Source organism: Terasakiella sp. SH-1 (assembly GCF_004564135.1).
Lineage (GTDB): Bacteria > Pseudomonadota > Alphaproteobacteria > Rhodospirillales > Terasakiellaceae > Terasakiella.
Map to the genome: position 1 here is coordinate 2,915,295 of NZ_CP038255.1, position 22,544 is coordinate 2,937,838.

30 protein-coding genes are annotated in these 22,544 nt (G+C 45.9%); 17 read left to right on the forward strand and 13 right to left on the reverse strand.

What is annotated here, in order from left to right:
- Nucleotides 1–4 precede the first annotated feature (4 nt).
- The 6 genes from ercA to E4K71_RS13705 all read left to right on the forward strand — a co-directional run bounded on the left by ercA (nucleotide 5) and on the right by E4K71_RS13705 (nucleotide 7,232).
- Nucleotides 5–1,165: an alcohol dehydrogenase-like regulatory protein ErcA gene (ercA, locus tag E4K71_RS13680; protein WP_135080508.1), complete on the forward strand. Its 1,161-nt coding sequence runs from the start codon at nucleotides 5–7 to the stop codon at nucleotides 1,163–1,165.
- Nucleotides 1,149–2,891: an ATP-binding protein gene (locus E4K71_RS13685; protein ID WP_135080510.1), complete on the forward strand. Its 1,743-nt coding sequence runs from the start codon at nucleotides 1,149–1,151 to the stop codon at nucleotides 2,889–2,891. The genes ercA and E4K71_RS13685 overlap by 17 nt, the downstream gene beginning before the upstream one ends.
- 102 nt (nucleotides 2,892–2,993) lie before the next feature.
- Nucleotides 2,994–4,340: a bifunctional UDP-N-acetylglucosamine diphosphorylase/glucosamine-1-phosphate N-acetyltransferase GlmU gene (glmU, locus tag E4K71_RS13690; protein WP_135080516.1), complete on the forward strand. Its 1,347-nt coding sequence runs from the start codon at nucleotides 2,994–2,996 to the stop codon at nucleotides 4,338–4,340.
- A gap of 12 nt (nucleotides 4,341–4,352) precedes the next feature.
- Nucleotides 4,353–6,176 (forward strand): glutamine--fructose-6-phosphate transaminase (isomerizing), encoded by a 1,824-nt coding sequence (glmS, locus tag E4K71_RS13695; RefSeq protein WP_135080518.1) that lies wholly within the window; start codon nucleotides 4,353–4,355, stop codon nucleotides 6,174–6,176.
- Between the two features lie 179 nt (nucleotides 6,177–6,355).
- Nucleotides 6,356–6,901 (forward strand): recombinase family protein, encoded by a 546-nt coding sequence (locus E4K71_RS13700; RefSeq protein WP_135080520.1) that lies wholly within the window; start codon nucleotides 6,356–6,358, stop codon nucleotides 6,899–6,901.
- Nucleotides 6,902–6,956: 55 nt separating this feature from the next.
- Nucleotides 6,957–7,232: an HU family DNA-binding protein gene (locus E4K71_RS13705; protein ID WP_135080522.1), complete on the forward strand. Its 276-nt coding sequence runs from the start codon at nucleotides 6,957–6,959 to the stop codon at nucleotides 7,230–7,232.
- Between the two features lie 30 nt (nucleotides 7,233–7,262).
- Here the strand turns inward: E4K71_RS13705 and E4K71_RS13710 are convergent, their stop codons facing one another.
- From E4K71_RS13710 to E4K71_RS13720, 3 genes are all read right to left on the reverse strand, one after another.
- Nucleotides 7,263–7,691 (reverse strand): DUF6641 family protein, encoded by a 429-nt coding sequence (locus E4K71_RS13710; RefSeq protein WP_135080524.1) that lies wholly within the window; start codon nucleotides 7,689–7,691, stop codon nucleotides 7,263–7,265.
- 73 nt (nucleotides 7,692–7,764) lie between these two features.
- Nucleotides 7,765–8,355 carry a recombinase family protein gene (locus tag E4K71_RS13715; protein WP_135080526.1) on the reverse strand — a complete coding sequence of 197 codons (591 nt, stop codon included), beginning with the start codon at nucleotides 8,353–8,355 and terminating at the stop codon, nucleotides 7,765–7,767.
- 388 nt (nucleotides 8,356–8,743) lie between these two features.
- Nucleotides 8,744–9,319 carry a hypothetical protein gene (locus E4K71_RS13720; protein ID WP_135080528.1) on the reverse strand — a complete coding sequence of 192 codons (576 nt, stop codon included), beginning with the start codon at nucleotides 9,317–9,319 and terminating at the stop codon, nucleotides 8,744–8,746.
- A gap of 319 nt (nucleotides 9,320–9,638) precedes the next feature.
- Here E4K71_RS13720 and E4K71_RS13725 point away from each other — a divergent pair, with 319 nt between their 5' ends.
- Together E4K71_RS13725 and E4K71_RS13730 are read left to right on the forward strand one after the other, a co-directional pair.
- Nucleotides 9,639–10,445 (forward strand): peptidoglycan-binding domain-containing protein, encoded by an 807-nt coding sequence (locus E4K71_RS13725; RefSeq protein ID WP_135080530.1) that lies wholly within the window; start codon nucleotides 9,639–9,641, stop codon nucleotides 10,443–10,445.
- Nucleotides 10,442–10,921, forward strand: coding sequence for a DUF4145 domain-containing protein (locus E4K71_RS13730; protein ID WP_135080532.1), 480 nt, complete (start codon nucleotides 10,442–10,444; stop codon nucleotides 10,919–10,921). Before E4K71_RS13725 ends, E4K71_RS13730 begins: the two co-directional genes overlap by 4 nt.
- 242 nt (nucleotides 10,922–11,163) lie before the next feature.
- On the opposite strand, the gene E4K71_RS13735 is transcribed toward E4K71_RS13730, so the two are convergent.
- Nucleotides 11,164–11,475 carry a hypothetical protein gene (locus E4K71_RS13735; RefSeq protein ID WP_135080534.1) on the reverse strand — a complete coding sequence of 104 codons (312 nt, stop codon included), beginning with the start codon at nucleotides 11,473–11,475 and terminating at the stop codon, nucleotides 11,164–11,166.
- A gap of 578 nt (nucleotides 11,476–12,053) precedes the next feature.
- Nucleotides 12,054–13,201 (reverse strand): IS3 family transposase gene (locus tag E4K71_RS13740; RefSeq protein WP_135082078.1). Its coding sequence is split into 2 segments (ribosomal slippage): nucleotides 12,054–12,892 and nucleotides 12,892–13,201, totalling 1,149 coding nucleotides; the frame shifts between segments, so codons are not numbered across the junction.
- Between the two features lie 210 nt (nucleotides 13,202–13,411).
- Between E4K71_RS13740 and E4K71_RS13745 the strand changes: the two genes are divergently transcribed.
- Both E4K71_RS13745 and E4K71_RS13750 read left to right on the forward strand, forming a co-directional pair.
- Nucleotides 13,412–13,606, forward strand: coding sequence for a hypothetical protein (locus E4K71_RS13745; protein WP_135080536.1), 195 nt, complete (start codon nucleotides 13,412–13,414; stop codon nucleotides 13,604–13,606).
- The gene (locus tag E4K71_RS13750; RefSeq protein WP_135080538.1) at nucleotides 13,599–13,991 is read left to right on the forward strand and encodes a hypothetical protein; all 393 of its coding nucleotides are present in this window, start codon (nucleotides 13,599–13,601) and stop codon (nucleotides 13,989–13,991) included. The genes E4K71_RS13745 and E4K71_RS13750 overlap by 8 nt, the downstream gene beginning before the upstream one ends.
- Here E4K71_RS13750 and E4K71_RS13755 read toward each other — a convergent pair whose 3' ends face one another.
- Nucleotides 13,992–14,300 (reverse strand): HigA family addiction module antitoxin, encoded by a 309-nt coding sequence (locus E4K71_RS13755; RefSeq protein WP_135080540.1) that lies wholly within the window; start codon nucleotides 14,298–14,300, stop codon nucleotides 13,992–13,994.
- 8 nt (nucleotides 14,301–14,308) lie between these two features.
- On the reverse strand, nucleotides 14,309–14,590 hold the full coding sequence (locus E4K71_RS13760; RefSeq protein ID WP_135080542.1) for a type II toxin-antitoxin system RelE/ParE family toxin: 282 nt from the start codon (nucleotides 14,588–14,590) through the stop codon (nucleotides 14,309–14,311).
- 178 nt (nucleotides 14,591–14,768) lie between these two features.
- On the opposite strand from E4K71_RS13760, the gene E4K71_RS13765 reads away from it, so the two are divergent.
- Nucleotides 14,769–15,917, forward strand: a complete 1,149-nt coding sequence (locus E4K71_RS13765) for an IS3 family transposase (RefSeq protein ID WP_135081968.1) — start codon at nucleotides 14,769–14,771, stop codon at nucleotides 15,915–15,917.
- Between the two features lie 538 nt (nucleotides 15,918–16,455).
- Here E4K71_RS13765 and E4K71_RS13775 read toward each other — a convergent pair.
- Nucleotides 16,456–16,719 carry a hypothetical protein gene (locus tag E4K71_RS13775; protein WP_135080546.1) on the reverse strand — a complete coding sequence of 88 codons (264 nt, stop codon included), beginning with the start codon at nucleotides 16,717–16,719 and terminating at the stop codon, nucleotides 16,456–16,458.
- Nucleotides 16,720–16,813: 94 nt separating this feature from the next.
- Here E4K71_RS13775 and E4K71_RS13780 point away from each other — a divergent pair, with 94 nt between their 5' ends.
- Genes E4K71_RS13780 through E4K71_RS13790 form a run of 3 tightly spaced genes read left to right on the forward strand, consistent with a single transcriptional unit; the run spans nucleotide 16,814 to nucleotide 17,902 of the window.
- The gene (locus E4K71_RS13780; RefSeq protein WP_240796814.1) at nucleotides 16,814–17,092 is read left to right on the forward strand and encodes a type II toxin-antitoxin system ParD family antitoxin; all 279 of its coding nucleotides are present in this window, start codon (nucleotides 16,814–16,816) and stop codon (nucleotides 17,090–17,092) included.
- Entirely contained in the window at nucleotides 17,085–17,375 is a 291-nt protein-coding gene (locus E4K71_RS13785; RefSeq protein ID WP_135080548.1) for a type II toxin-antitoxin system RelE/ParE family toxin, read from the forward strand. Before E4K71_RS13780 ends, E4K71_RS13785 begins: the two co-directional genes overlap by 8 nt.
- Nucleotides 17,375–17,902 (forward strand): hypothetical protein, encoded by a 528-nt coding sequence (locus E4K71_RS13790; protein WP_135080549.1) that lies wholly within the window; start codon nucleotides 17,375–17,377, stop codon nucleotides 17,900–17,902. The genes E4K71_RS13785 and E4K71_RS13790 overlap by 1 nt, the downstream gene beginning before the upstream one ends.
- Nucleotides 17,903–17,907: 5 nt before the next feature.
- Here E4K71_RS13790 and E4K71_RS13795 read toward each other — a convergent pair whose 3' ends face one another.
- A complete protein-coding gene (locus E4K71_RS13795; RefSeq protein WP_135080551.1) occupies nucleotides 17,908–18,609 on the reverse strand; it encodes a hypothetical protein in 702 nt (233 codons plus the stop codon).
- A 130-nt stretch (nucleotides 18,610–18,739) separates the two neighbouring features.
- Between E4K71_RS13795 and E4K71_RS13800 the strand changes: the two genes are divergently transcribed.
- The 3 genes from E4K71_RS13800 to E4K71_RS13810 all read left to right on the forward strand — a co-directional run bounded on the left by E4K71_RS13800 (nucleotide 18,740) and on the right by E4K71_RS13810 (nucleotide 19,875).
- Nucleotides 18,740–18,937, forward strand: coding sequence for a hypothetical protein (locus tag E4K71_RS13800; RefSeq protein WP_135080553.1), 198 nt, complete (start codon nucleotides 18,740–18,742; stop codon nucleotides 18,935–18,937).
- Between the two features lie 41 nt (nucleotides 18,938–18,978).
- Nucleotides 18,979–19,239, forward strand: coding sequence for a hypothetical protein (locus E4K71_RS13805; RefSeq protein ID WP_135080555.1), 261 nt, complete (start codon nucleotides 18,979–18,981; stop codon nucleotides 19,237–19,239).
- A 195-nt stretch (nucleotides 19,240–19,434) separates the two neighbouring features.
- Complete coding sequence (locus E4K71_RS13810; RefSeq protein WP_135080557.1) at nucleotides 19,435–19,875, forward strand: hypothetical protein; 441 nt, start codon at nucleotides 19,435–19,437, stop codon at nucleotides 19,873–19,875.
- 23 nt (nucleotides 19,876–19,898) lie between these two features.
- On the opposite strand, the gene E4K71_RS13815 is transcribed toward E4K71_RS13810, so the two are convergent.
- The 4 genes from E4K71_RS13815 to E4K71_RS13830 form a co-directional block, all read right to left on the reverse strand.
- On the reverse strand, nucleotides 19,899–20,237 hold the full coding sequence (locus tag E4K71_RS13815) for a hypothetical protein (protein ID WP_135080559.1): 339 nt from the start codon (nucleotides 20,235–20,237) through the stop codon (nucleotides 19,899–19,901).
- Nucleotides 20,230–20,517 (reverse strand): DUF6516 family protein, encoded by a 288-nt coding sequence (locus E4K71_RS13820; protein ID WP_135080561.1) that lies wholly within the window; start codon nucleotides 20,515–20,517, stop codon nucleotides 20,230–20,232. Before E4K71_RS13820 ends, E4K71_RS13815 begins: the two co-directional genes overlap by 8 nt.
- Nucleotides 20,518–20,549: 32 nt before the next feature.
- The gene (locus E4K71_RS13825; RefSeq protein ID WP_135080563.1) at nucleotides 20,550–21,518 is read right to left on the reverse strand and encodes a hypothetical protein; all 969 of its coding nucleotides are present in this window, start codon (nucleotides 21,516–21,518) and stop codon (nucleotides 20,550–20,552) included.
- 141 nt (nucleotides 21,519–21,659) lie between these two features.
- Entirely contained in the window at nucleotides 21,660–22,448 is a 789-nt protein-coding gene (locus E4K71_RS13830) for a type IV secretory system conjugative DNA transfer family protein (protein ID WP_167730555.1), read from the reverse strand.
- Between the last annotated feature and the right edge of the window lie 96 nt (nucleotides 22,449–22,544).

Consider the following 22,544-nt stretch of genomic DNA (forward strand, 5'->3'; position numbering starts at 1 on the left):
CGCTATGGGGAATATCCAAGAGCTGCGCAAATTTGTTGCCCCTGAATTTATTGTCGGTATTGGCGCGCGAAAACTGGCCCCGCGCTATGTCCATAATTTTGCAGGCACCAAAGCACTGGTTGTAACCGACCCCGGCGTTATTGAAGCCGGATGGGTTGGCGATGTGGTCAATGAATTGATTGCTGAAAATATCGACCATATTGTTTTTGATCAAGTCACCCCAAATCCACGTAACACAGAAGTCATGGCAGGCGCACAGGTGTATCAACAACATGGCTGTGACGTGATTATCGCCATTGGCGGGGGCAGTCCCATGGATTGTGCCAAGGGGATTGGCATTGCTGTCACCAATGAAACCCATGTGGATACATTCGAAGGGGTTGATCAGGTTAATATTCCCGGTCCACCCCTAATCTGTATTCCAACCACCAGCGGCACAGCAGCCGATGTCTCGCAATTTTCCATCATCACCAATATGGCAGAATATCGTAAATACGCGATCATCAGTAAAACCGTGGTCCCCGATGTTTCTTTGATTGATCCGGAAACCAGCCTGACCATGGATGCGCATCTGACAGCCTGCACCGGGATGGATTCACTGGTCCATGCCATTGAAGCGTATTTTTCCCGCGCCAATTCCTCTATGACGGACATGCATGCCTTACAAGGGATGGACTTCTTGCTGGATGCGTTACCCAAAGTCATGGAAAACCCCAATGATCTTGAAGCCCGCTCCAGCGTAACCATGGGCTGCTTGCATGCCGGACTGGCCTTTTCCAACGCAAGCCTGGGTGCTGTTCATGCCATGGCCCATAGTCTGGGCGGTTTGCTTGACCTTCCCCATGGGGAATGTAATGCGATTTTATTGCGCCACGTGGTAGAATTTAATGCCCGCGAGGTCCCGGAACGCCTTGACATTGTGGGGCACAAGTTCGGCCTGCAACTTGATGGTATGCTGACCGGGCAAAAGACCAAACGGGTCTTGCAGGCAATTGAAGATTTATCAAGCCTTGTTGGGATTAAAGACAAGCTTGCAGCAAAAGGAGTCAAAATTTCAGATATTCCTGACCTGGCTGAAAATGCGCTGATTGACCCCTGTATGATTACCAATCCGCGCACCCCGAACAGACGTGATATTGAGTGTGTTTATGAAGAGGCACTCTGATCATTCCCGCCCTCTCCAAAATGATCAGCTCGCCCAAATTGTTGGTCTGGGCGAACGTTCTGCACGCAAAAACTATTACCCCCAACTGCGTGCCCATGTCAGTGAGCTTGAACGTTTTCAAAAGATCATTGATTTGGCCTCCAATGCCTTCCTCATTCTGGATGGGCAAACTTATGAAATTGTTGATTCAAATCAAAAAGCCAAAGAGCTGTTTTCCCTTAACCACGAAGACACGCGCAAACTGGAAGATGGCAACAGCCACCTTGCCCCGCAAATCTGGCAAAATATCGAAAATTGCGCAGATGAATCCCGCCTGTTTGAAGCCTTTGATTATGAGAGCGAAAACTATTACCTCATCGACTTTAAGTGGGTAGAAATCGAACATATTCGCTATGGCATTTTGGAGGCACGCGATATTTCTGAGCGCAAGCGCGCTGAAAAAGCCCTAAAAGAAGCCCGTGACCATTTAGAAGAACGGGTTCAAGAACGCACCGTTAATTTGGAACGCGAAATCGAAGAACGCCGCCAGGTCGAAAACGCCTTGCGCAAAAGTGAAAAAAAGCTCAAACACGCCAAAGAAGAAGCCGAAATGGCCAATCAAGCCAAATCCGATTTCCTTTCCCATATGAGCCATGAATTACGCACCCCTCTAAACGGGATTTTGGGATTTGCCCAGCTCTTTAGCTTTCCTTCTGACCCGCCTCTTAATGCCAATCAAAAAGATTACATCAGCCAGATTATCAAAAGCGGTAAGCACCTCCTGGAACTGATCAATGATATTTTGGATTTGGCAAAAATTGAGGCTGGGAAAGTCAGCCTGCAACTTGAAGATTTCCGCATTGGGCCTGTGGTCGATGATACAATGAGTCTGATCAGCCCTGTCATGAACAGTTATGGCATTCATTTTGATGTCCCCCACAATATCATGGAACGGCGACAAACAGTCCATGCTGACCCGGTCCGCCTGAAACAGGTTCTGGTCAATCTACTTTCCAATGCCGCCAAATATAATAAAAAGGACGGACGTGCCTTTCTGGAAATGAGCACACAGGGACGCTATATGCGTTTTGATATCAAAGATACCGGCAAAGGCATTTCTCCGGAAGGTTTGCGCTGTCTGTACAAACCATTCAGCCGACTGAAAGAAGAAAATAGCGAAATTGAAGGCACTGGCATCGGTCTAACCATTACGAAAAACCTTGTGGAACTCATGCATGGGAAAATTGAAGTTGAAAGCCGTCTGGGAGAAGGCAGTTGTTTCAGTGTCTTCATCCCGTTGGCAGAAAGGTTAATCAATCAGGATGAACTGCCCCCCCTTGAAGAAGTCAATGCATCTCCCCCGATTATGGAAAATGAAAAGCGTTCACGCATTCTCTATATCGAGGACAACGCGGCTAATCGCCTTGTTTTACAAGAACTGGTCAAACAAATCCCCCATGTTGAAATGACCTGTGCACCAAACGGGGAAGAAGGCATTGCCATTGCTCAGAATGTGAAGTTTGACCTCATCCTGATTGATATCAACCTGCCCGGCATTAACGGCTATGGTGTGTTTGAGAAATTAAAAAACACACAACCCTGCCCCAAATTTGCCTTAAGCGCCAACGCTATGGAAAGTGACTTTGCACGCGGAAAAGCTGCTGGCTTTGATGAATATCTCACCAAGCCGCTGGACCTTCCCCTCACCCTTGAAAAAATTACAAATGCCCTGTTTGACAGGAAATAACACCCCTGTTGCAAATCGTAACAATCTTTGAATTTGCGCTTTGGTCATTTTCAGCTTAAAAAGACAGTCAATTTACTGCAATCAACTAAGTTTTTTCATTCGATGACCTCTTCTAAATCAGCTGCGATTGTTCTTGCTGCGGGCCTTGGCACCCGTATGAAATCCACCAAGCCCAAAGTGATGCACCCTCTGGCAGGGCGTCCCATGGTCAACCATGTGATTGCCAACTTGCAAACGGCAGGCGTGGAAGAAATTATTGCGGTTATTGGCCCAGACATGCCCGCCCTTGAACGCGCGGTTGCCCCGCATAAAACAGCCGTGCAAGTTGACCGTTTGGGCACAGGCCATGCCGTACTGGCGGCTAAAGAGGTCGTAGCTGGGGATGAAGAGCATGTGTTGATTGCTTTTGGCGATACGCCATTGATCTCCCCGAATACTTTTGCCCGCATGATTGAGGCCCGCACCCATGCTGATGTGGTGGTTTTGGGGTTTCGACCCGCCCCCCCCGGTGCCTATGGTCGCTTGGTCACAGATGAGAGCAATGCCCTGCAAGCCATTGTTGAATTCAAAGATGCCAACGAGGAAGAACGCGCCATCCCCCTGTGTAATTCCGGAGTCATGTGTGTGAATGGGCAAAAGCTCTTTTCTCTGCTGGATCGCATCACCAATGACAATGCAGCCGGTGAATATTACCTGACCGATATTGTCGCCCTGGCACGCGAAGACAATCTCAATTGCGCTGTTGTAGAGGGTAATGAAGATGAGTTGTTAGGCGTTAATTCCCGCGTGGAACTGGCCCGTGCCGAAGCCCTTATCCAAGACCAGCTGCGCCATCAGGCAATGGTCAATGGCGCAACCTTGCTTGATCCGTCCTCGACTCATTTCAGTTTTGATACGAAACTGGGCAAGGATGTGGTGGTTGAACCCAATGTTTTCTTCGGCCCTAATGTGAAGGTTGATGATTTTGTCACCATCAAAGCCTTTTCCCATCTGGAAGACTGCCGGGTTGGACGTGGTGTCACCATGGGACCTTATGCCCGTCTGCGCCCCGGTGCTGATTTAAAAGACGGGGTGAAAGTCGGCAATTTTGTTGAGATTAAAAAAGCCCTGATCGAAGAAGGTGCTAAGGTCAATCATCTAAGCTATATCGGTGATGCCCGTGTGGGGCCTGGTGCCAACATCGGGGCAGGTACGATCACCTGTAACTATGATGGCTATTTCAAATATCACACCGATATCGGGGCTGAGGCTTTCATTGGTTCCAACACTGCCCTTGTCGCCCCTGTTCATATTGGGGATGGGGTCAATATTGGCGCAGGTAGCACCATATCCAAAGATGTGAAGACAGGGGATTTAAGCCTGACGCGTGCGCCGCAAAAGAACTTTGATGGTTGGGCAACAAAGTTTCGCAGCAAACAAGAAGCTGAAAAAGCAAAACAGAAGAAATAAGTGAGATAACTCATGTGTGGCATTGTTGGTTTTATCGGTCAAAAAGAAGCAGCCCCCTTACTGGTGGAAGGGCTGAAACGTCTGGAATATCGCGGTTATGATTCTGCAGGCATCGCCACCTTGCCCAATGGTCATATAGAACGCCGCCGCGCTGAAGGCAAAATCGTCAATCTTGAAAAAGTCCTTGGTGAACAGCCCGTCACAGGTACCATCGGCATTGGCCATACCCGCTGGGCCACCCATGGCATTCCCAATAAAACCAATGCCCACCCCCATGCCACAGGCCGTGTTGCCGTGGTACATAACGGCATTATTGAAAATTTTCAGGAACTGCGTGCCGAGCTGATTGAAAAAGGATTTTCCTTTTATTCAGAAACCGATAGCGAAGTTGTTCCGACCCTAATTACCAGCTACCTCAACGATGGCCTTTCCCCTGTTGAAGCCGTAAAAACCACGCTCAAACGACTGGAAGGTGCGTTTGCCTTGGGGATTATTTTTGCCGGCGAAGATAATCTTTTAATCGGGGCACGTCGCGGTAGCCCCTTGGCTGTTGGCTTTGGCGAAGGTGAAATGTATCTCGGCTCCGATGCCATGGCTCTGGCTCCACTTACCAAGAAAATCGCCTATCTGGATGAGGGCGACTGGGTGGTTCTCGGTCGTGACAACGTAACCTTTTATGATGAAAATGATACCGAAGTCAGCCGCGACATTCGTGAAACCGCCATGTCTGGAGCACTGATTGGCAAGGGTGAACATCGTCATTACATGCTCAAGGAAATTTTCGAGCAGCCTCAGGTCATTGGCGACACACTGGCAGGTTTCTTCAACCCCACCAACCAGACTATTTCCATGCCGGATTTCCCGTTTGAACTGGCCCATATCTCGCGCATTACCATCGTTGCCTGCGGCACGTCCTTTTATGCTGGACTGGTTGCCAAATATTGGATCGAACAATATGCCCGCATCGGGGTAGAAATTGATGTGGCCTCAGAATTTCGTTACCGTGAAGCCCCCATGCCTGAAGGTGGCCTGGCCTTATTTATTTCCCAATCCGGGGAAACCGCCGATACTCTGGCTGCCCTTCGTTATGCCAAATCACAAGACCAACATATTCTTTCCATTGTCAATGTGCCCGAAAGTTCCATGGAACGGGAGTCTCATGCGGTTTTACGCACCCACGCCGGGCCTGAAATCGGCGTGGCCTCAACCAAAGCCTTCACAACACAACTAACCGTATTGGCCTGCCTTGCCATTTCACTGGCCAAGGCCAAGGGTACGCTTCAGGCAGATACAGAAGCCAGCCTGTGTAAAGCCATTGCCGAAGTCCCCGCCCGTGTCACCGAAATTCTCACCCATGACAAAGCCTTGCGCGATATCGCCCAAAATGTCGCAGAAGCTCGCGATGTGCTTTATCTGGGACGTGGCGCAGCCTTTCCTATTGCTATGGAAGGGGCATTGAAACTGAAGGAAATTTCCTATATTCATGCCGAAGGCTATGCCGCAGGAGAAATGAAACACGGCCCGATCGCCCTGATTGACGAAAGCGTCCCCGTGATCGTTTTGGCCCCCAGTGACAGCAATTTTGAAAAAACAGCCTCCAACACCCAAGAAGTTGTTGCCCGTGGGGGACGCGTCATCTTTATGGCCGACCAAACAGGCTGCTCAAAAATGGCCGACCATTCCATGGCCTCAGTCCCCATGCCTGTCGTTCATTCCTTTGTCGCCCCAATCCTCTATTCCATCCCGGTCCAACTCCTAGCCTATCACGTCGCCGTCCACAAAGGCACAGATGTGGATCAACCGAGGAATCTAGCGAAATCGGTGACTGTTGAATGATTTGATCGGTGCCGATAGCGTTCTTCAACCGTAATTCCAAGTTCATCATCGGTGTACAAAGGTACCTTTAACGCAATAGAAACAACGTGTTCCTTGTCTTCGGGAAGGTGCTGAACGTCGATACGTTCAACGACCTGTGACAGCCATTTTTGTTTTTTACGTTTGTTGAAGGCGTTTAAATGGTCAAAATCAACCACCAACACGTTGTTTCTATTGCGTTAAAGGTACCTTTGTACACCGATGATGAACTTGGAATTACGGTTGAAGAACATTATCGGCACCGATCAAATCATTCCACGGTGGAACATGACGCTACATCGGCATCGTTAATGACCCACTTTTCAGATGATGCCACCGTGTCTAAAAACGGCGATTTACACGACAATTTGAATGGCAACATTAATGGTAATTCCAGCATCAAAGTCTGCATTAAGTTCGACCTTATAATTCGTTCAACAGCATTCTGGGTTTCAAACTATAGCGAGTATCAGCAGTTTTTATCCAATAAGATTGCAGAGTTCCGTGACGACGGCAGAACATTCAAATGGATCGCACGTTGGTTCAACGACAACAATCACCTGACACCACGCGGGAAGACATTCTCGGATCGGCACGTCCACGGCATTCTTAAAAAACGACAGATCAGGGATGCCCGTTTCTTACGACCGCCCGTGATTAGTATTTCTAATGTTGATTTATTTTACCAACCATACGAACGTGGTTGATCAATCACGCTGGACCGATTAAGAAGCCCGTCCATTTTATTTGAAGGATATTGATATGAACAAAAACGATCTTGTGGCTGCTGTGGCAACCGCTTCCGACCTTACCAAAGCCGACGCTACGGCTGCGACTGATGCTGTATTCGATGCCATTTCAGGCGCACTTAAAGGCGGCGATACAGTCACATTGGTTGGGTTCGGTTCTTTTGCTGTTTCAGAACGTGCAGCCCGTGAAGGTCGTAACCCGCGCACAGGTGAGACTATCCAGATTGCAGCAGCCAAGCAGCCTAAGTTCAAGGCTGGCAAAGGTCTTAAAGACGCTGTGAATGCGTAATTGATGATGGGGACGGTTATTCGTCCCCATTCACGCCTTCTCGCGACGTTTGGCTTTTTCTTTCAACACGGCGATCTGATCGTCGAGATCACCATTCTCGACCATATCCAACAGATGTTCCAAAACGGTGATCACGTCTTCTTGGCTGTCGCCGCATTCAACTGATGGACAACCCGGTTCGATTTCCAGAACGTATGACGACCCGTATCTGACTTCGACATACCACTTCCCATCGACTTCGAAGAACCATTTACGGGGTGCCGATTTGACGGGACGTTTACGGCGAACGGGTTCACCATCTTCCTGTTCCGTGACGTAGCGATAACGCTCCACTTTATATGACGGATCGCGCAGCAAACCCAATTGATGAATGATGCCGTTGCTGACCACCTGACGCGGCGTGGGTCTTCTTGTAACGACAGCCAGTGGTTTGCGTTTCTTGGAGAGTTTCAGTTCCATACCGTTTCCTTATTGATGTGTTATTCCGTTTTTGTTAATAGTGATATTAGATCAATACATTGGGCAAATTTTTTTAAGCGGCTTCGTCAGCAGCCATCTGCTTCTTGATGCGTGATACCGTTGCGGGAAATACGTTCGCCATCTTTGCCACAGCGCGAACACCATGACCTTCACGTAACTGCTTCTTCACCCGATTAATCTTCCAATCACCCACAGATGGTCTGCCGATCTTCTTATCAGTTCTGGCAAGCCCAGCCTTCACGCGCTCACTGATCATGGATTTTTCAAATTCTGAGAATACTCCAAGCAGTTGAAATAGCATGCGCCCTGCGATGGTGCTGGTATCCAGCCCTTGCTTATGAAGATAGAGGTCAATACCGCGATCATTGATGTCAGAAAGAAAGCTCACGAGGTCATTTAAAGACCGACCGAGGCGGCAGACGCTCCAACTGGCGACGAGATCAAACTTCTTTTGGGCAACACCGATCATCATTTGATCGAAGCCCGGTCGCTCACTGCGCCCTTTAGCACCACTGATGCCTTCATCGGCGTAAACGGCAACCACCTCCCAACCTAACCTGCCAGCGACTTCATCAAGGTCACGGCGTTGGTTCTCGATGGTCTGATCGTCGGTGGATACACGGAGGTATAGGGCGACGCGCATGGTGATCTCCTGTTTCAATATCAGTGCGTTTTGAAACACCCAAAATCAGGGAGGTCGCATTGGCAGATAAATGCGATTTTAATGGACCTCGTGATGATGAGGGTTTTGAAACAGGATCATGGTATGCCGGAAAAAAGACCGGAACAAGCCGGATTCCGGCAGGTTATGGATGAAGAACTTGTCGGGCGGTATGGTCGACTTCGCCTGTCACCCTTCTTGTTCTTCCTTCAAAACAAACACAGAAGAACTAACCAGATCAGAAATCCCCCCTTATCTACCCCCTACTAATATAACCTTAGACCACCCCCGATAGGGGGGATTTTACCCGACACAGTTTTTATCCAACCTCGCCCGATGGAAACGTGGAGGTGTTAGTGGACGAGGGTGTTCATTCATCGAAAAAGAACAGAAATAAAAATGAAACGGCACCTATAATCAAAATTAAACCTTCACCAATTACACCTAAATGCAATGAATTCGATGAAAGCGCGTACTTGTTAATAAGCATTAGCAATATAATTAAGTTTGCAATACCAAAGCCATATGAAGGAAATCTCAGATACTCAGCATTTGCCATATAAATTGAAACAATACCTGTTATGCCGCTAACTGCGAATAGAAAAGCAATTGCCAGAAAACTTTTTAGATTTAACTCTTCACCTATTTGTAAATAGCCCCAACGAAAATAAATAATGAGAGCAAATGCGATATAAACCCCGCCTAATGCGAGAACCGGGAGAGTAGGAGTTTCACCAAAAGCATAAGAAAGGAAAAAAATACCAATGGCATACAGTATCGTTATAAAAAATATTGAAATTATCCAAGAAAACGACCAGAATTCACCTGAAATATTATATGAACTATGTAAAAAGTTATTCTTATCAATAAATTGAAGAATAGTTATAGCGTCAGCAATTAATGCAATGATTCCTATTCCGGTTGCGAATATTTTTTTGTCATTCATTTTTAATTCCTACATATACAAGCATTGAATTGACTACTGAACTGTGTTTGACCACTTCCTTTGTATTGATAATTACACCATCTACGGATAGTGGAAATAAAACAACAATTAACCACATAAGACGGCACCTATTCAACCTATTAAAATAAAAATGTTCTTTTTTTGTTCTTAACTTCTACATCCAGTTAGGCTACATTCTTCATCAGTCAACGGGATAAGTGTGACCGAAAGGTTCCTTGTCCCGTTTTCTATTTTGAGCAAGCCGTTCTCCGCATCTGTGGAGGGCGGCTTTTTTCATTTTTAACAACAGGAGTTTTCCATGAGTGGAAATTCATTTTGGGGCAGCCTGACATCGGGTCTGTCCAATTTCGCTAATGGCGTTGGTGATTTATTCAACGTTGGCAGCACCGTCAGCACATCAAGCAACATCAAACCTGATGACGTTCTCAAAACCAAAACCGCGCTTAATGCCGTGGGAAGTTACGATGTGCCAGACTTCGGCATCACGGAAATTCCCGATACGGGAATGATTGATGGACTAAAGAACTTTCAAGCCAACAATGGATTGAAGGTTGATGGCGTAATGAAGCCGGGCGGTCCCACGGAAAATGCGTTGGGTCAGACTTTGGCAAATCAGGGCATTTCAACCACGGACATACTGGAAAAGGTGAAGACACCGCCCGTCACACCAATGCCAGATATGCCAAAGCCAGTTTCACCGCCCCAAACATCATGGTCGGCATCTGCACCGCTTAGTGAAGTTCCAAAGCCTTCGAGACCAAAACTGCCAAAGAACGACCCGATGACAGGTTTGGAAGACCCGTTGGCATCTGCCCCGAAAGGGAAAATGCCAACGAAAAAACAATGGGACGAAGTCGCAAAAATGCAGCAACAGAAGGCGAAGACAGCGATCATCCCGCAGGGCGACACAGTGGATCAGCGTATTCGTTCGATGATGTCAGACAAACGTTATGGCGACAAACAAGACACTCGCCTTACCAAATTGGTTGGACGGAAGATGGGGAAGAGTATGAAATTGATGACGGTGTTCGTATTGAAATGTATCCGTCTCCCATATACCGCCCTGCTCCCAATTGGATGCACAAGCTCAGTGATGATGTGTTGAAAAACATTCTCTCCGAAACTTACTCCGCCTTAAGCATCAACTCAAATTACTTGGTAGTTTTCGGGGTTCGTACTGCACTGGACAGAACATTCAACCTTATCGTAGGTGATAAGGGAAATTTTAAAGATACATTAAAAGCTATGAAAGATGGCAAACATATCTCCCAACAACATGCGGATATTATTGACCCTTTAATTGAAGCTGGTCACGCTTCTGCTCACAGAGGATGGGTTCCGTCCAATCGGGTCGTGAACAAGATTTTAGATGCGATGGAATACATCATTGAAGACTTGATGCGCACCAACATTAAAGCAGGTAAACGCCGAAGGCTACACAACTATAGATGCATAAACAGCAAAACTCAAAGAAGAGTTGCCATTAGTTGCCAGTTGTCATTTAAAAACTCGGAGAGTTTTCCTAGTTGCCTTATTTCCAATGGCAACTCTTCCTTTCTGTCATGTTTTCCAGTTAGTTAAAGCGGGAAAAGACCAAACGAGTTGCCATAGTTGCTAGAATGATAAGTAAAATGGCTTTTTATATATAAGAATGATCTTTTATATAAAAATTTTTTCCCTGATTATGTGAAAAAAGGCAACTATGGCAACTCTTGAACAGATAAGTCAAAGGTCACAAGGACTTAAGCGATTTGCCTTTCGAGTTGCCATTTTTTTTCACCCATTTCGCATGGCAACTCAATGACAACTAATAATAAGAAAAATTATTCTGCCACTTTTCTAAACAGCCATGACACAAGGAATTGTCTACAAAGTTCATTAAGATAGTCAAGATACCCTCGCTCTCTATGCGAAGCCGGATTTAGACCAAATGAACGTTGAGCAATCTCAGAACCTTTGTGAGAAATTTCACTTCTCAATGAGTACAAGGTGCCTAAGACCTTTGCAAAGTCATTCGTCCAATGCTCTCCAATGACCTCTTGAATGTAGCTTTTGAACTTCTGGTTCACCCCATAGCTATCCTGACCACATGCGTCACAATTTTTAGTCTCTTTTGGTAGAAATACTTCAAGCATAATGATCATCAACAAGAAGCGTTCAGTTGATGATCGTGCTGTTATTGCTTTATTGAACCATTCTCATCCAAGTAAGAACATTTCTTTGTCCTCGGCTGATAATGTCTCGTAAGTGGAGTAACCTTGAGAGAGATCCATTGAGCCTAACCAGTATGGGTCCAACGATTTAGCTGGTAGTTGAGTGAGGCTTGGATTTTCGTATTCGTACCATTTATCTCGGCAAAAATCTGTTTTGAAAAAGTAGCCAATTTGAGAAAACTTACTTTCAAAATCGTTTTCACCTTGAGCTAACGTCCATTCATAGTGACTACTGTTGCCCAATTCGCATTCAATAGATGTCGTACACCATTGTCTAAGCAATGGGATTAGTGGAAGGAAACGTGCTTTAAATAATTGGTTGGTTCGATAAGTATCCAGCCATACAAGTCCGGTGTTAGGATACCGAGGTCATCATCGGTGTACAAAGGTACCTTTAACCCAATAGAAACAACATGCTCCTTGTCTTCGGGAAAGTGCTGAACGTCGATGCGTTCAACGACCTGGACCTGTACGGAAAAAGTGGAGTGCGTCTCACTCACTTAGACAGCCCGTTTTTCAAATTTAATCGGACTGAGGCCATTCAGATATGAATGGCGTCTCTTTGCGTTATAAAATCCATTTATATATTTGAACAACTCCTTTTTAGCATGGTCGCGTGTCTGGAAGGCGATTTTCCAGACCATTTCCGCTTTCAAGGTCTTAAAGAATGTCTCCACAGCGGCATTATCGTAGCAGTTCCCCTTGCCGGACATTGACTGTTCGAACTTGTACTTTGCCAGCAGTTTACGGAATTTATTTGAACAATATTGTGAACCGCGATCTGAATGAAAAATCACACCAGCAGGTGGCTTGCGAAGGGCAATTGCCTTGTTTAGGGCATCCATCACCAAATCCTTTTTCATACGTCGACTTGCAGACCAACCAATCACGCGACGGGAGTAAAGGTCGATGACAACCGCCAAGTAAAGCCAGCCTTCACCCGTCCACAGGTAGGTAATATCACCCGCCCATTTTTGATCCGGTGCTGTCGCGGCAAAGTCACCATCCAACAGATTAGGCGAAATATTATGTTTGTGATCGCTGTCAGTGGTGCGTTTGAATTTCTGACTTCGCACGATCCGCAAATTGTTTTGCTTCATAATACGGGCAACGCGGTGTTCACCGACACAAATTCCCTCTTCCTGCAATTCATCTTTCATACGGCCTCGCCCATAGGATTGGTAATTGGCATAATGGATGGACTTGATATGGGCCAGCAGTACCATATCTTCTCGTTGGCGTTTGCTGGTAGGACGATTACGCCAAGCAAAATAGCCACTCTCAGAAACGCTCATCGCACGACACAGACCAGCAATGCTATGGTTCTCACGTGCAGGTGGACAAACTGGAACTTCACGGCTTTTGGCTCGCAAAGTAACGAGCCGCCTTTTTTAGAATGTGCCGTTCCGTCCGCTTCGCGAGCCCTCTCCTCCCGCAGTTCTCGTACTTCACGGCGAAGACGGGCTAACTCCTTTTGAGCATCATCGTTAGGGGATGAACCTTCTCGTTCACGATATTGGGAAACCCAACGGTTCAAACTGCCGACACTGACACCAAAATCGGCGGCGACCACTTTACGCGGCTGATTACTGCTTAAAGCAACACGGGCGGCTTCTTCTCTAAATTCTGGGGTACGTTTGCGACTCATCATATTCTCCTGTAGTCAGCATAGTTAACTCAGGAGACACACTCCACTTTTTCCGTACAGGTCCAGTCCTATCAACCCGAAGAAACACAGATATGGATTGAGAATTATCCCATCCATGAAACAGGTAGTAATATCATAACCGACTGTTTGGGTGGAAAAGATGGTTACGTTGTTCGATGTGATTGCTTTGGGTTTTACCCGATGGTGATCATGCCGCCAAGAGATTTCAAAACCGTGGAATTAAAATGCCGGGCTTTAGCACCTGAACTGGTGACAGAACGTGACCGCTACAAAATCCCGGGTGCCGAGATCATTCTTGGATCATGTAATGTGGTTGATTTCGATAACCGCTGTTCCATGACATTGATCAGAAGTGCTGATGGAGGCGAGAATGCGAATGTATGAGTTTCTTCCCGAAGTAGCGTCAACATTTATCTATACGATTGAGTATTGCGAAGTCCCCGTGGATTTATCAAATATTGATGATGAAGAATGGCCTGTCGCAAAAGTGAATGGTTCTGAAACCGTCACCATCAGTAAAAAGATTGACCGCAAACAACCTCACGGCTTTATGGTTAGGGTATGCACATTTGGAGATGATGTTTCAGAAATCCAAAAACACATACGTGCATCAGAGGTGCGATGGGGTAATCAGCATTACGATGGATGGCGTTGCAATCCAACCCTTGTTTCAGACGTAATGGAAGTTAAGAGGATGGACCCGCATCGCACGGAAGTCATTTACCATGACCTTCGCAGGATGATGGAAGAGGTTATTGAGCGGATGTAGTTATTGCACCCGTGTTTCACTATCTTGCAAGCATTCCAGCATATGAATATTCTCGAAATTGTTTTGAGAACGCGCCACTGAAAGCTCGTAAGCAGATTGCAAATTCATCCAGAAATCTGGTGAAGTTCCGAACAGCTTACTTAAACGTAATGCTGTATCGGCACTGACACCTTTTTGTTCCCGTGAAATCTTCTCAATCCGGTCACGTGGGACATCAATGGCTTTGGCAATCTTGCCAGCAGTGAGTTCAAGAGGTTCCATGAATTCTTCACGTAGAACCTCACCGGGGTGTGTTTTAATTCGTGACATGATGCCTCCTAATGGTAATCAACGATTTTAACATCGTATGGTCCATCGTTTTTCCACAGAAAAATGATACGCCATTGTTTGTTAATTCGAACACTGTGAAAGCCTGACAAATCACCAGATAGACTTTCTAAACGGTTTGCTGGTGGAACACGCAAGTCCTCCAATACACTTGCAGCATCAATCATGTCCAGTTTACGCATCGCAACCTTTAAGATGGTACTGGGTAGTTTGCGGCTTTTTCCGGTATGGAAGAATGACTCGGTTTCTTTATTGCCAAAGCTCTTAATCATACACCTAACTGTATCCTATATGGATACATACATCAAGTATATTTGTATTCTTTTTAGATACGTCTGTGCATTCCATAAGATCAGTCATATTCAACAAATGATACGTTGGCGTGTGGACCTGTACGGAAAAAGTGGAGTGTGTCTCCTGAGTTAACTATGCTGACTACAGGAGAATATGATGAGTCGCAAACGTACCCCAGAATTTAGAGAAGAAGCCGCCCGTGTTGCTTTAAGCAGTAATCAGCCGCGTAAAGTGGTCGCCGCCGATTTTGGTGTCAGTGTCGGCAGTTTGAACCGTTGGGTTTCCCAATATCGTGAACGAGAAGGTTCATCCCCTAACGATGATGCTCAAAAGGAGTTAGCCCGTCTTCGCCGTGAAGTACGAGAACTGCGGGAGGAGAGGGCTCGCGAAGCGGACGGAACGGCACATTCTAAAAAAGGCGGCTCGTTACTTTGCGAGCCAAAAGCCGTGAAGTTCCAGTTTGTCCACCTGCAACGTGAGAACCATAGCATTGCTGGTCTGTGTCGTGCGATGAGCGTTTCTGAGAGTGGCTATTTTGCTTGGCGTAATCGTCCTACCAGCAAACGCCAACGAGAAGATATGGTACTGCTGGCCCATATCAAGTCCATCCATTATGCCAATTACCAATCCTATGGGCGAGGCCGTATGAAAGATGAATTGCAGGAAGAGGGAATTTGTGTCGGTGAACACCGCGTTGCCCGTATTATGAAGCAAAACAATTTGCGGATCGTGCGAAGTCAGAAATTCAAACGCACCACTGACAGCGATCACAAACATAATATTTCGCCTAATCTGTTGGATGGTGACTTTGCCGCGACAGCACCGGATCAAAAATGGGCGGGTGATATTACCTACCTGTGGACGGGTGAAGGCTGGCTTTACTTGGCGGTTGTCATCGACCTTTACTCCCGTCGCGTGATTGGTTGGTCTGCAAGTCGACGTATGAAAAAGGATTTGGTGATGGATGCCCTAAACAAGGCAATTGCCCTTCGCAAGCCACCTGCTGGTGTGATTTTTCATTCAGATCGCGGTTCACAATATTGTTCAAATAAATTCCGTAAACTGCTGGCAAAGTACAAGTTCGAACAGTCAATGTCCGGCAAGGGGAACTGCTACGATAATGCCGCTGTGGAGACATTCTTTAAGACCTTGAAAGCGGAAATGGTCTGGAAAATCGCCTTCCAGACACGCGACCATGCTAAAAAGGAGTTGTTCAAATATATAAATGGATTTTATAACGCAAAGAGACGCCATTCATATCTGAATGGCCTCAGTCCGATTAAATTTGAAAAACGGGCTGTCTAAGTGAGTGAGACGCACTCCACTTTTTCCGTACAGGTCCACACGATTACGGATTGAACCGGACTTCTGCTCACAGTAAATATCGCGTTCATCACAGCCATACTTCAACAAGGCATCCAGTTGTAAAGACCAATCTTGGCTCGATGAGCTAATTCTTGAATACCCAAACATCCGACTCATAACGCCACCTCATTCCAAAATATGTTTCCAAAAATCAAAATTGCCTCTGACTTTTTGGACTAACTATATGGATATGATTGCTCCAGTTTTAGCTGAAGTCCAGGGGTGTCCAGGAAGTGTTCATTTTTTGGAAGCTGGATTTATCGGTACAAGGGGGCTGTCTCTATAAAAAGATTGTGTTGTTTTAAATGACAGAGTTGGAAAGCTTTTGTCCCATAAAAGGACATCACTAATAGAAGCTCACGCAGATGAATGGGGGCATTGGTATCTGTCAGAACAAAACCGTTACGTTATTCCTTTATTATAGTATTTTCATAACACATTAGACAATCCGAATATATCGACGTGATTTCCTAACCAGCTACGCCTTCATTTCAAGTGATAGCCGATCTAAAGCTTTCATTATCCATAAATGACTTCGATCTGATTGATAGCTATCCCAAATCGCATCACATATCAGTGGGAATGATTCCGCAGTGATTTCCACGGGTGATGTCACCACCTCTCGTTCTTCGCCATATCTGATCACAAGAAGCAACGGACAATCATCAATTGGAATGACCGGGACTTCTGCTGTGATGACCAGATCAAGATATTCTTGGTGGAACTTTACTTGCGGAAACATTTTTCATCCGGTCTCTATTTGAAAGACGTATTTAGGATGATTTTTTTTGAGATCACTGTGGCACGAAAAAAGAACAAATTTGGCAATTTTTGCCATGAGTGATATTATTCAAGAAATGGATTTTATGAAGGATACACTTATGGCAACAATGAACGTGTCATTACCAGATACCATGCGCGAATGGGTCGATGGACAGGTCGAAACTGGTGTTTATGCCAATGCCAGCGAGTATGTCCGTGACCTGATCCGCAAAGACCAACGTCAACGTGAACTTATCAATATTGCCTTGATGGAAGGCGAACAGAGCGGTGTCAGCAAGCGTAAGGTTGGTGATATTGTGAAAGCGGCGAAGGCGCAGTTAAACGGTGCGTGATTATCGCCTTTCTGAAAAGGCTGACCAAGACCTCCACGATATTTACGTTTACACTTATCGTCACTTCGGTGAGAAACAGGCTGACCTTTATCTGTCAGACTTGGAAAACTGTTTCTTACAATTGGTTGAACATCCGAATTTGGGTCGAGATATTGGGTATATCCGTGATGGTTATATTCGGTTTGAACACCAACACCATTCGGTTTTCTATCAGATCGAAAGCGATGGAATTTATATTGCGCGGGCTCTCCACAGCACCCGTGACATTGAGGCTGCTTTATAATGCTCTACATTCACTCCACCGCCAAACTTGCCAAAGCTTTGAAGCTCAAGCTGCCACCAGCCCCTAATGCTGATGAGATTGACTGGTTGGATAATTGGTATGCGAACGTGTTGGATATTGGGCTACCGTTAAAGATATTGCTCTTCACCAACGCAGATACACACTACTGTCTGGTTCATCCATTTGATGCCAGAGATGACCTTGATTACATGGTTGAAATCTTCCGTATGCGCCTTCAAGAACACACGGGCCGTGATTTATCAGAGCAACATGCCCAATATCAATTCTGCAAAACCAATTCACGTAAGGTTCTCGGCTGTATGAACGATCTGGCAATGATGCTGAAACATTGCGCCCGTGACATGTGGGAAAGCGGTGAAGGTGTTGATCTTGAAAAAGTTGAATCGCACCTCAATCGAGGGATCGTGGCTGGAAAGTTTATTCAGGATGAATTTGATAAAATGCTGGGTCGGGAAAAGACGCGCCTTAAACCGACTCATGTTCCGCATTTGAAGGTAGTGGAGTAGGAATGTTATGAGCTTTCCATTGTTTTATATGCCTTTTTCAATTCTTCATCTTTGTGAATTAGGCGTTTAATAGTTTCTCCGTGCCATTTTGAGTTTTTCGAGAATGTAGGAATTACCTGCTCCCTTTTACCATTGGCATTTTCAAGGTTAAATACATCAGCAATTTTTGAATACGATAAATTCCCTTTGGAAATTTCTTGCATTAAGAAAGGCTTAATAAGGTCTCGATGACGCGCTTCCTTATCTGCACGGTCTTGCCGAGCGGCAACTTCTTTTTCTGTTCTTTTGCGACGCAAACCCATTTTCTTTTCAAATGATGAATATAGGCTCCTATGGGCTTTCAAAGCTTCTTGCACCAAAGCATTTGGTTCAATATGACGGTCTTCATCTTTAAATTGGTCAATCGGCACCACTGCAATAGAGTTCTGGATAATCGCTTGTAAAATATGCGTATCACATTTGACATGATCTAACGTGGGAACCACGAAAATACATCCGTTTGGGTTTGAAGCGTTCGGGCGGTACTGTTCAATCAGATCAGTGAAATCATCAAAAGCATAAGCTTCATCAGAAAGAATCACATCTATACCGCGACTGCCAAGACGATAACGGCAGAAATCTTCAAGCATTCTACATTGATGCTTAACATCCCAACTCTCAAACAAGTTTTCAAGCAAAAATCCAACGGCCTTAAAATCGTTCTTCATTGAGCATCACTTCACAGTTGAAGGGTTCTTGCCCGTGTGAAGCTGGTTCAACCCTTTGTTTTAAAACAATATTTCATGTATGCATAATAACAGCACTATGGTTACAGATTGACCTTGTGCTGAAAATATTATGGAGAACGATCATGAAATATGGAAAGCACAATGTCTACACTTTGAACGTGAAAAACTCAAATCTTTTGCAGGTGTGAAGCAAGGCGACACCCGTTCGGTCACACGCATCACCACTTCTCGTCATATTCCCAAAGCAGCTAACGACAACCGTCAACCGACCAAGCAGCCGCCCTGTGCGGTAGCTATGGCTGCCTAATCCCCGAGTTCATTAAACAATTTTTAGAGAGGAATATGATCATGATTAATATTAACGAAATGCTAAACAAAGCCGGGGAACTGGTCGATAACTACATCAACGCTTATAATGCGTCACGCATTGCATTGCGCGAAATCATGGGGGAAGCTGCGCTTATTCTGCACCATGCGCGTCAAGACCCTGATGGCTTCATCAAAGCGTGTGCCGCCCGTGGTGTGACTGTTTCTGACCGCGCATATGACGAACTGGCTTTGCTGGTAATCAAAACCCTGTTTCATCGCCAAGGCGAAGATCAGCGTTAACGTTTTAACATCCGTGCGTTGGTTCTGTCTCCCGCGTTGAAAGAGTACGAAGGCAATCTCGCAACCATCCACTGTGTGAAACAGTTGTGGCCTTGCTTCCTGCTCGAACTCATACACGTTGGTGGGAAAAATATGTTCTGGATCATGCCCGTGTCTTCTTTATCTCCGGAAAGCTGAAGTTTCGGACAGGTATTCATGGAAATTACCAAGAAGCAAAATCGGCATTTCCTGAAGGATTATACAGTACCAAAGTTATTTTCACCAAAGGTCGAGTTGGGCGGTCACAGTATCTTGGTGTCTACGTTGGAAACAGACACCCTGTTTGATGATATCTACCAAATCAAAGTCACCGGACGACTTATAGTTCCCCACGATCTTGATTGCTGCAATATTGAAGAGATTGAAGAAATTAGCAGTGGAAGTTGCTTTGACAACGGCGTTACAGCACAAATTTGGAATGTGAAAACAAAGGTCGATGCTGGTAATATCATCACCATTGACCTTGATGCCCTTCAAAACGCCCTCCATGGCTCACAGGAAAAATCAAAGGATTGCGATTATAGATGCAGGTCCTATTCAGACCTTGATCTGGCTCATCTTGAGAGCTTGGTCCAATTACTTGCGGGAGAAAATTGAGAGGCCCCTTTGGATGAAAAAGGTTAGAGTGCGATTTCCGTGGAAATGGTGTCGCACTCAACACGCAGACCTTCTTGCGAGATCAAACCGGCACCACGTAAAATCTGGACATCTTCATGGACGCGACGGTAATCGCGTTGGATATGTTCGGCCAAGGATTTAATTGATTTTTCCTGATGGGTGCGTAGATACTTCAACATCTCTATACGCTTCGCTGAAAGAACGCTTTGCATGGTTTCCCAGCTTTCGAACGAGTGATGGCGTTCAACGAAATCCTCACCTTTCTCGGCACGTTTCCAAGCATCAATAAAACGCTGACCGAAGTCTTCGACGGTTTCGACATGAAATTGCGTTTTAGTCATTTCTTTGCTCCTCTACATCTGCCAAAAAATCTTGGACCAGCTTTTCTACGCTTTCGAATTGATATGGGTATTCGACTTCGTTGATGTGTTTGTGATCGCCTTTGCCACGCTCGTTATCATAACAAACAATGCGTTGGCCTTTTCGCCCATAAAACAGGCTGTATTTGAAAGAATGCTCTGATGGCGGTACCGGCGTTGGCACTTCCCATATAACAGCCTGCATAAAGGCCCCGTCTTGGAAGTCGTACCTGTTTCGGTAAATTTCTTTCGCTTTTGCCATGGATGGATTATGTCATCAGGTGACATATGTTGTCAATCGACATTGTTCTGCACTAACCGCACCCGGTACCGACTATTCATTTCAATCGATATTCCGATCTCACGCCAGAGACGCTTTGACATGATGGCCTGTGTTGTGATGTTGGGGTTATGGCGAAAGCCCAAGCTACGGCCTGATGTCTGATTAAACTGATCCAGATGAAAGAGCTTCACCATATCCTTGGTGCCGAACACAGCATTCTCAATCAACAACTGTTCATATTGGTTGGGTGACAGCATGTGGTAAATGGCTGTGACGCTCTTGATGCCATCCTGATTGAAGGAATTGGACCCCTTGGCAGTGTCATGGGTTGTAGCATCGTCATCATCAGACATATTGGTGATGATCGCACCATTCGGGTGTTTCTCTTTCATGTCCGCGACCAGTTCATCCGTTTTCTCACGGTTGGCCCGATTATCCAGAATGAGGTTGAGTGTAATTTCATTCCGGTCAAACAGGTCAGGTCTGTCGAAGTTCAAAACCAGAGGTCCGTTGGGCATATTCTCCATGGCCCGGATAATACGATATTCAGTGGTCAGGAAAGTGATCCGGGTCTTTTCTTCCTTCCTCCACCAATCTTGGAACTTCACATAATACTTGTTGCCATTAATTGCCCGGTATGGGCTATCATCGGTGTTGTTGACACCATAGCCTTCACGGGAAGTATCAACTGTTTTGAGATGTTTCTCCGTGAATTTCAGGTTGCCGATCTTTCTGGCTTCATCAAACGTCATATGTTCAGGAGCAACGGAATTATATGCCTGTAGCTGCTCTGACGGTGAGAGTTTGGCAAACCTCTTGCTCATCTTTCGAACCAGTTTGACCTGACCGGCAGGATATCGGTGCATCAGGTCTTCCGTCTTGACCTCATCATAAATGATCCATTGAGCACGCATCGCAGCGGCCAGAGCTTTCATGTTCGGCTGGTCTTTTTGACGCTCCTCAGCATAATCAGGGTGCATCCATAAACTTCCATGCCTATTCCGTCGTGGCACCATATGGCATTATCGCCGCCGTGTACCGTCATCAATACGATCACAAATCGGCCTGACGGAAATCACCAAGTCATTGCATACTGCGGATTACAGCACCGCACTGGATCGCTATTTCCGCGCCGTTGTCGGAAAGGTTTGGAAGCCCGGAATCGTCAGGTGTCCGAATTCATCCAACATCAGATACACGGGCAAGCGGCCTCTCACTTCCGTCAACAGGGCGTTGCACAGTTCCGTATAGAAAAGGGACAGGAGAAATGAGAAGGTTCCCATATCCTGCTGCCTGACCATCACATAGAGTGCTATTTTCCTATCCTTCATCGCTTGAAAGTCAAAATCCTGATGACAACACAATCGGGAAAGATCTGGATTGCCAATCAGCGACAAAGCGGTCGCAGCAGTCGAAACGAAAGACAACATCATATTTTCCGGTGCGGTTTTGGTGAAGCCCTTGTAGTCTTCAAACGTAGCCCTGTCTTCTTGCGTATTCTCAATAACAAAGTCATCCAACGCGCCGCCACGGCTATGGGCATCGAAATTATTGAGCCAATAAACTACATCCGAAAGTGTTGCTACCTCACCTTTCGCATTTTTGACGGCTTGGGTCAGAATGCGGATTAAGCGTTTTGCGCCATCATCCCATATCGGCTCGGAAGTATGTCCACCCGCGGCATTCACAATAATATGGGCAATGTGTTCTGCATCCATCGCGTTTTTTACATGGGCAAGCGGGTTGTATCGAAAACCATAAGAAGGGTTGATCAGGTTGAGGGCTTGCACCTCATAGCCCTGTGATTTTAAATAGCCGGACGTTTGCTGAAATAGCTCGCCAGATGTATCAGTGATGACAAGCGAGCAATCCTCTGCCGTTAAAATGTTGGGGATAATCAGGTTATCCAAAGGGGCGTTCCCCTTGGCAAGTTTCAGGGATTGTAGTCACAAAGTCATTGCCTTCACAATGCTCTGTGCAGAATCCCAAACTTGCACCCTCACAGA

Coding starts and splice junctions, on each gene's coding strand:
- E4K71_RS13735 (WP_135080534.1), bottom strand. CDS start 11,475: ATGCTTGAAGTATTTCTACCAAAAGAGACTAAAAATTGTGACGCATGT.
- E4K71_RS13725 (WP_135080530.1), top strand. CDS start 9,639: ATGAGTGGAAATTCATTTTGGGGCAGCCTGACATCGGGTCTGTCCAAT.
- ercA (WP_135080508.1), top strand. CDS start 5: ATGGGGAATATCCAAGAGCTGCGCAAATTTGTTGCCCCTGAATTTATT.
- E4K71_RS13760 (WP_135080542.1), bottom strand. CDS start 14,590: ATGATTAAGAGCTTTGGCAATAAAGAAACCGAGTCATTCTTCCATACC.
- E4K71_RS13755 (WP_135080540.1), bottom strand. CDS start 14,300: ATGTCACGAATTAAAACACACCCCGGTGAGGTTCTACGTGAAGAATTC.
- E4K71_RS13815 (WP_135080559.1), bottom strand. CDS start 20,237: ATGACTAAAACGCAATTTCATGTCGAAACCGTCGAAGACTTCGGTCAG.
- glmU (WP_135080516.1), top strand. CDS start 2,994: ATGACCTCTTCTAAATCAGCTGCGATTGTTCTTGCTGCGGGCCTTGGC.
- E4K71_RS13825 (WP_135080563.1), bottom strand. CDS start 21,518: ATGCACCCTGATTATGCTGAGGAGCGTCAAAAAGACCAGCCGAACATG.
- E4K71_RS13750 (WP_135080538.1), top strand. CDS start 13,599: ATGTATGAGTTTCTTCCCGAAGTAGCGTCAACATTTATCTATACGATT.
- E4K71_RS13800 (WP_135080553.1), top strand. CDS start 18,740: ATGGAGAACGATCATGAAATATGGAAAGCACAATGTCTACACTTTGAA.
- E4K71_RS13765 (WP_135081968.1), top strand. CDS start 14,769: ATGAGTCGCAAACGTACCCCAGAATTTAGAGAAGAAGCCGCCCGTGTT.
- E4K71_RS13700 (WP_135080520.1), top strand. CDS start 6,356: ATGGTCAAAATCAACCACCAACACGTTGTTTCTATTGCGTTAAAGGTA.
- E4K71_RS13820 (WP_135080561.1), bottom strand. CDS start 20,517: ATGGCAAAAGCGAAAGAAATTTACCGAAACAGGTACGACTTCCAAGAC.
- E4K71_RS13805 (WP_135080555.1), top strand. CDS start 18,979: ATGATTAATATTAACGAAATGCTAAACAAAGCCGGGGAACTGGTCGAT.
- E4K71_RS13685 (WP_135080510.1), top strand. CDS start 1,149: ATGAAGAGGCACTCTGATCATTCCCGCCCTCTCCAAAATGATCAGCTC.
- E4K71_RS13810 (WP_135080557.1), top strand. CDS start 19,435: ATGGAAATTACCAAGAAGCAAAATCGGCATTTCCTGAAGGATTATACA.
- glmS (WP_135080518.1), top strand. CDS start 4,353: ATGTGTGGCATTGTTGGTTTTATCGGTCAAAAAGAAGCAGCCCCCTTA.
- E4K71_RS13715 (WP_135080526.1), bottom strand. CDS start 8,355: ATGCGCGTCGCCCTATACCTCCGTGTATCCACCGACGATCAGACCATC.
- E4K71_RS13780 (WP_240796814.1), top strand. CDS start 16,814: ATGAGTGATATTATTCAAGAAATGGATTTTATGAAGGATACACTTATG.
- E4K71_RS13720 (WP_135080528.1), bottom strand. CDS start 9,319: ATGAATGACAAAAAAATATTCGCAACCGGAATAGGAATCATTGCATTA.
- E4K71_RS13795 (WP_135080551.1), bottom strand. CDS start 18,609: ATGAAGAACGATTTTAAGGCCGTTGGATTTTTGCTTGAAAACTTGTTT.
- E4K71_RS13790 (WP_135080549.1), top strand. CDS start 17,375: ATGCTCTACATTCACTCCACCGCCAAACTTGCCAAAGCTTTGAAGCTC.
- E4K71_RS13745 (WP_135080536.1), top strand. CDS start 13,412: ATGCCGCCAAGAGATTTCAAAACCGTGGAATTAAAATGCCGGGCTTTA.
- E4K71_RS13705 (WP_135080522.1), top strand. CDS start 6,957: ATGAACAAAAACGATCTTGTGGCTGCTGTGGCAACCGCTTCCGACCTT.
- E4K71_RS13710 (WP_135080524.1), bottom strand. CDS start 7,691: ATGGAACTGAAACTCTCCAAGAAACGCAAACCACTGGCTGTCGTTACA.
- E4K71_RS13775 (WP_135080546.1), bottom strand. CDS start 16,719: ATGTTTCCGCAAGTAAAGTTCCACCAAGAATATCTTGATCTGGTCATC.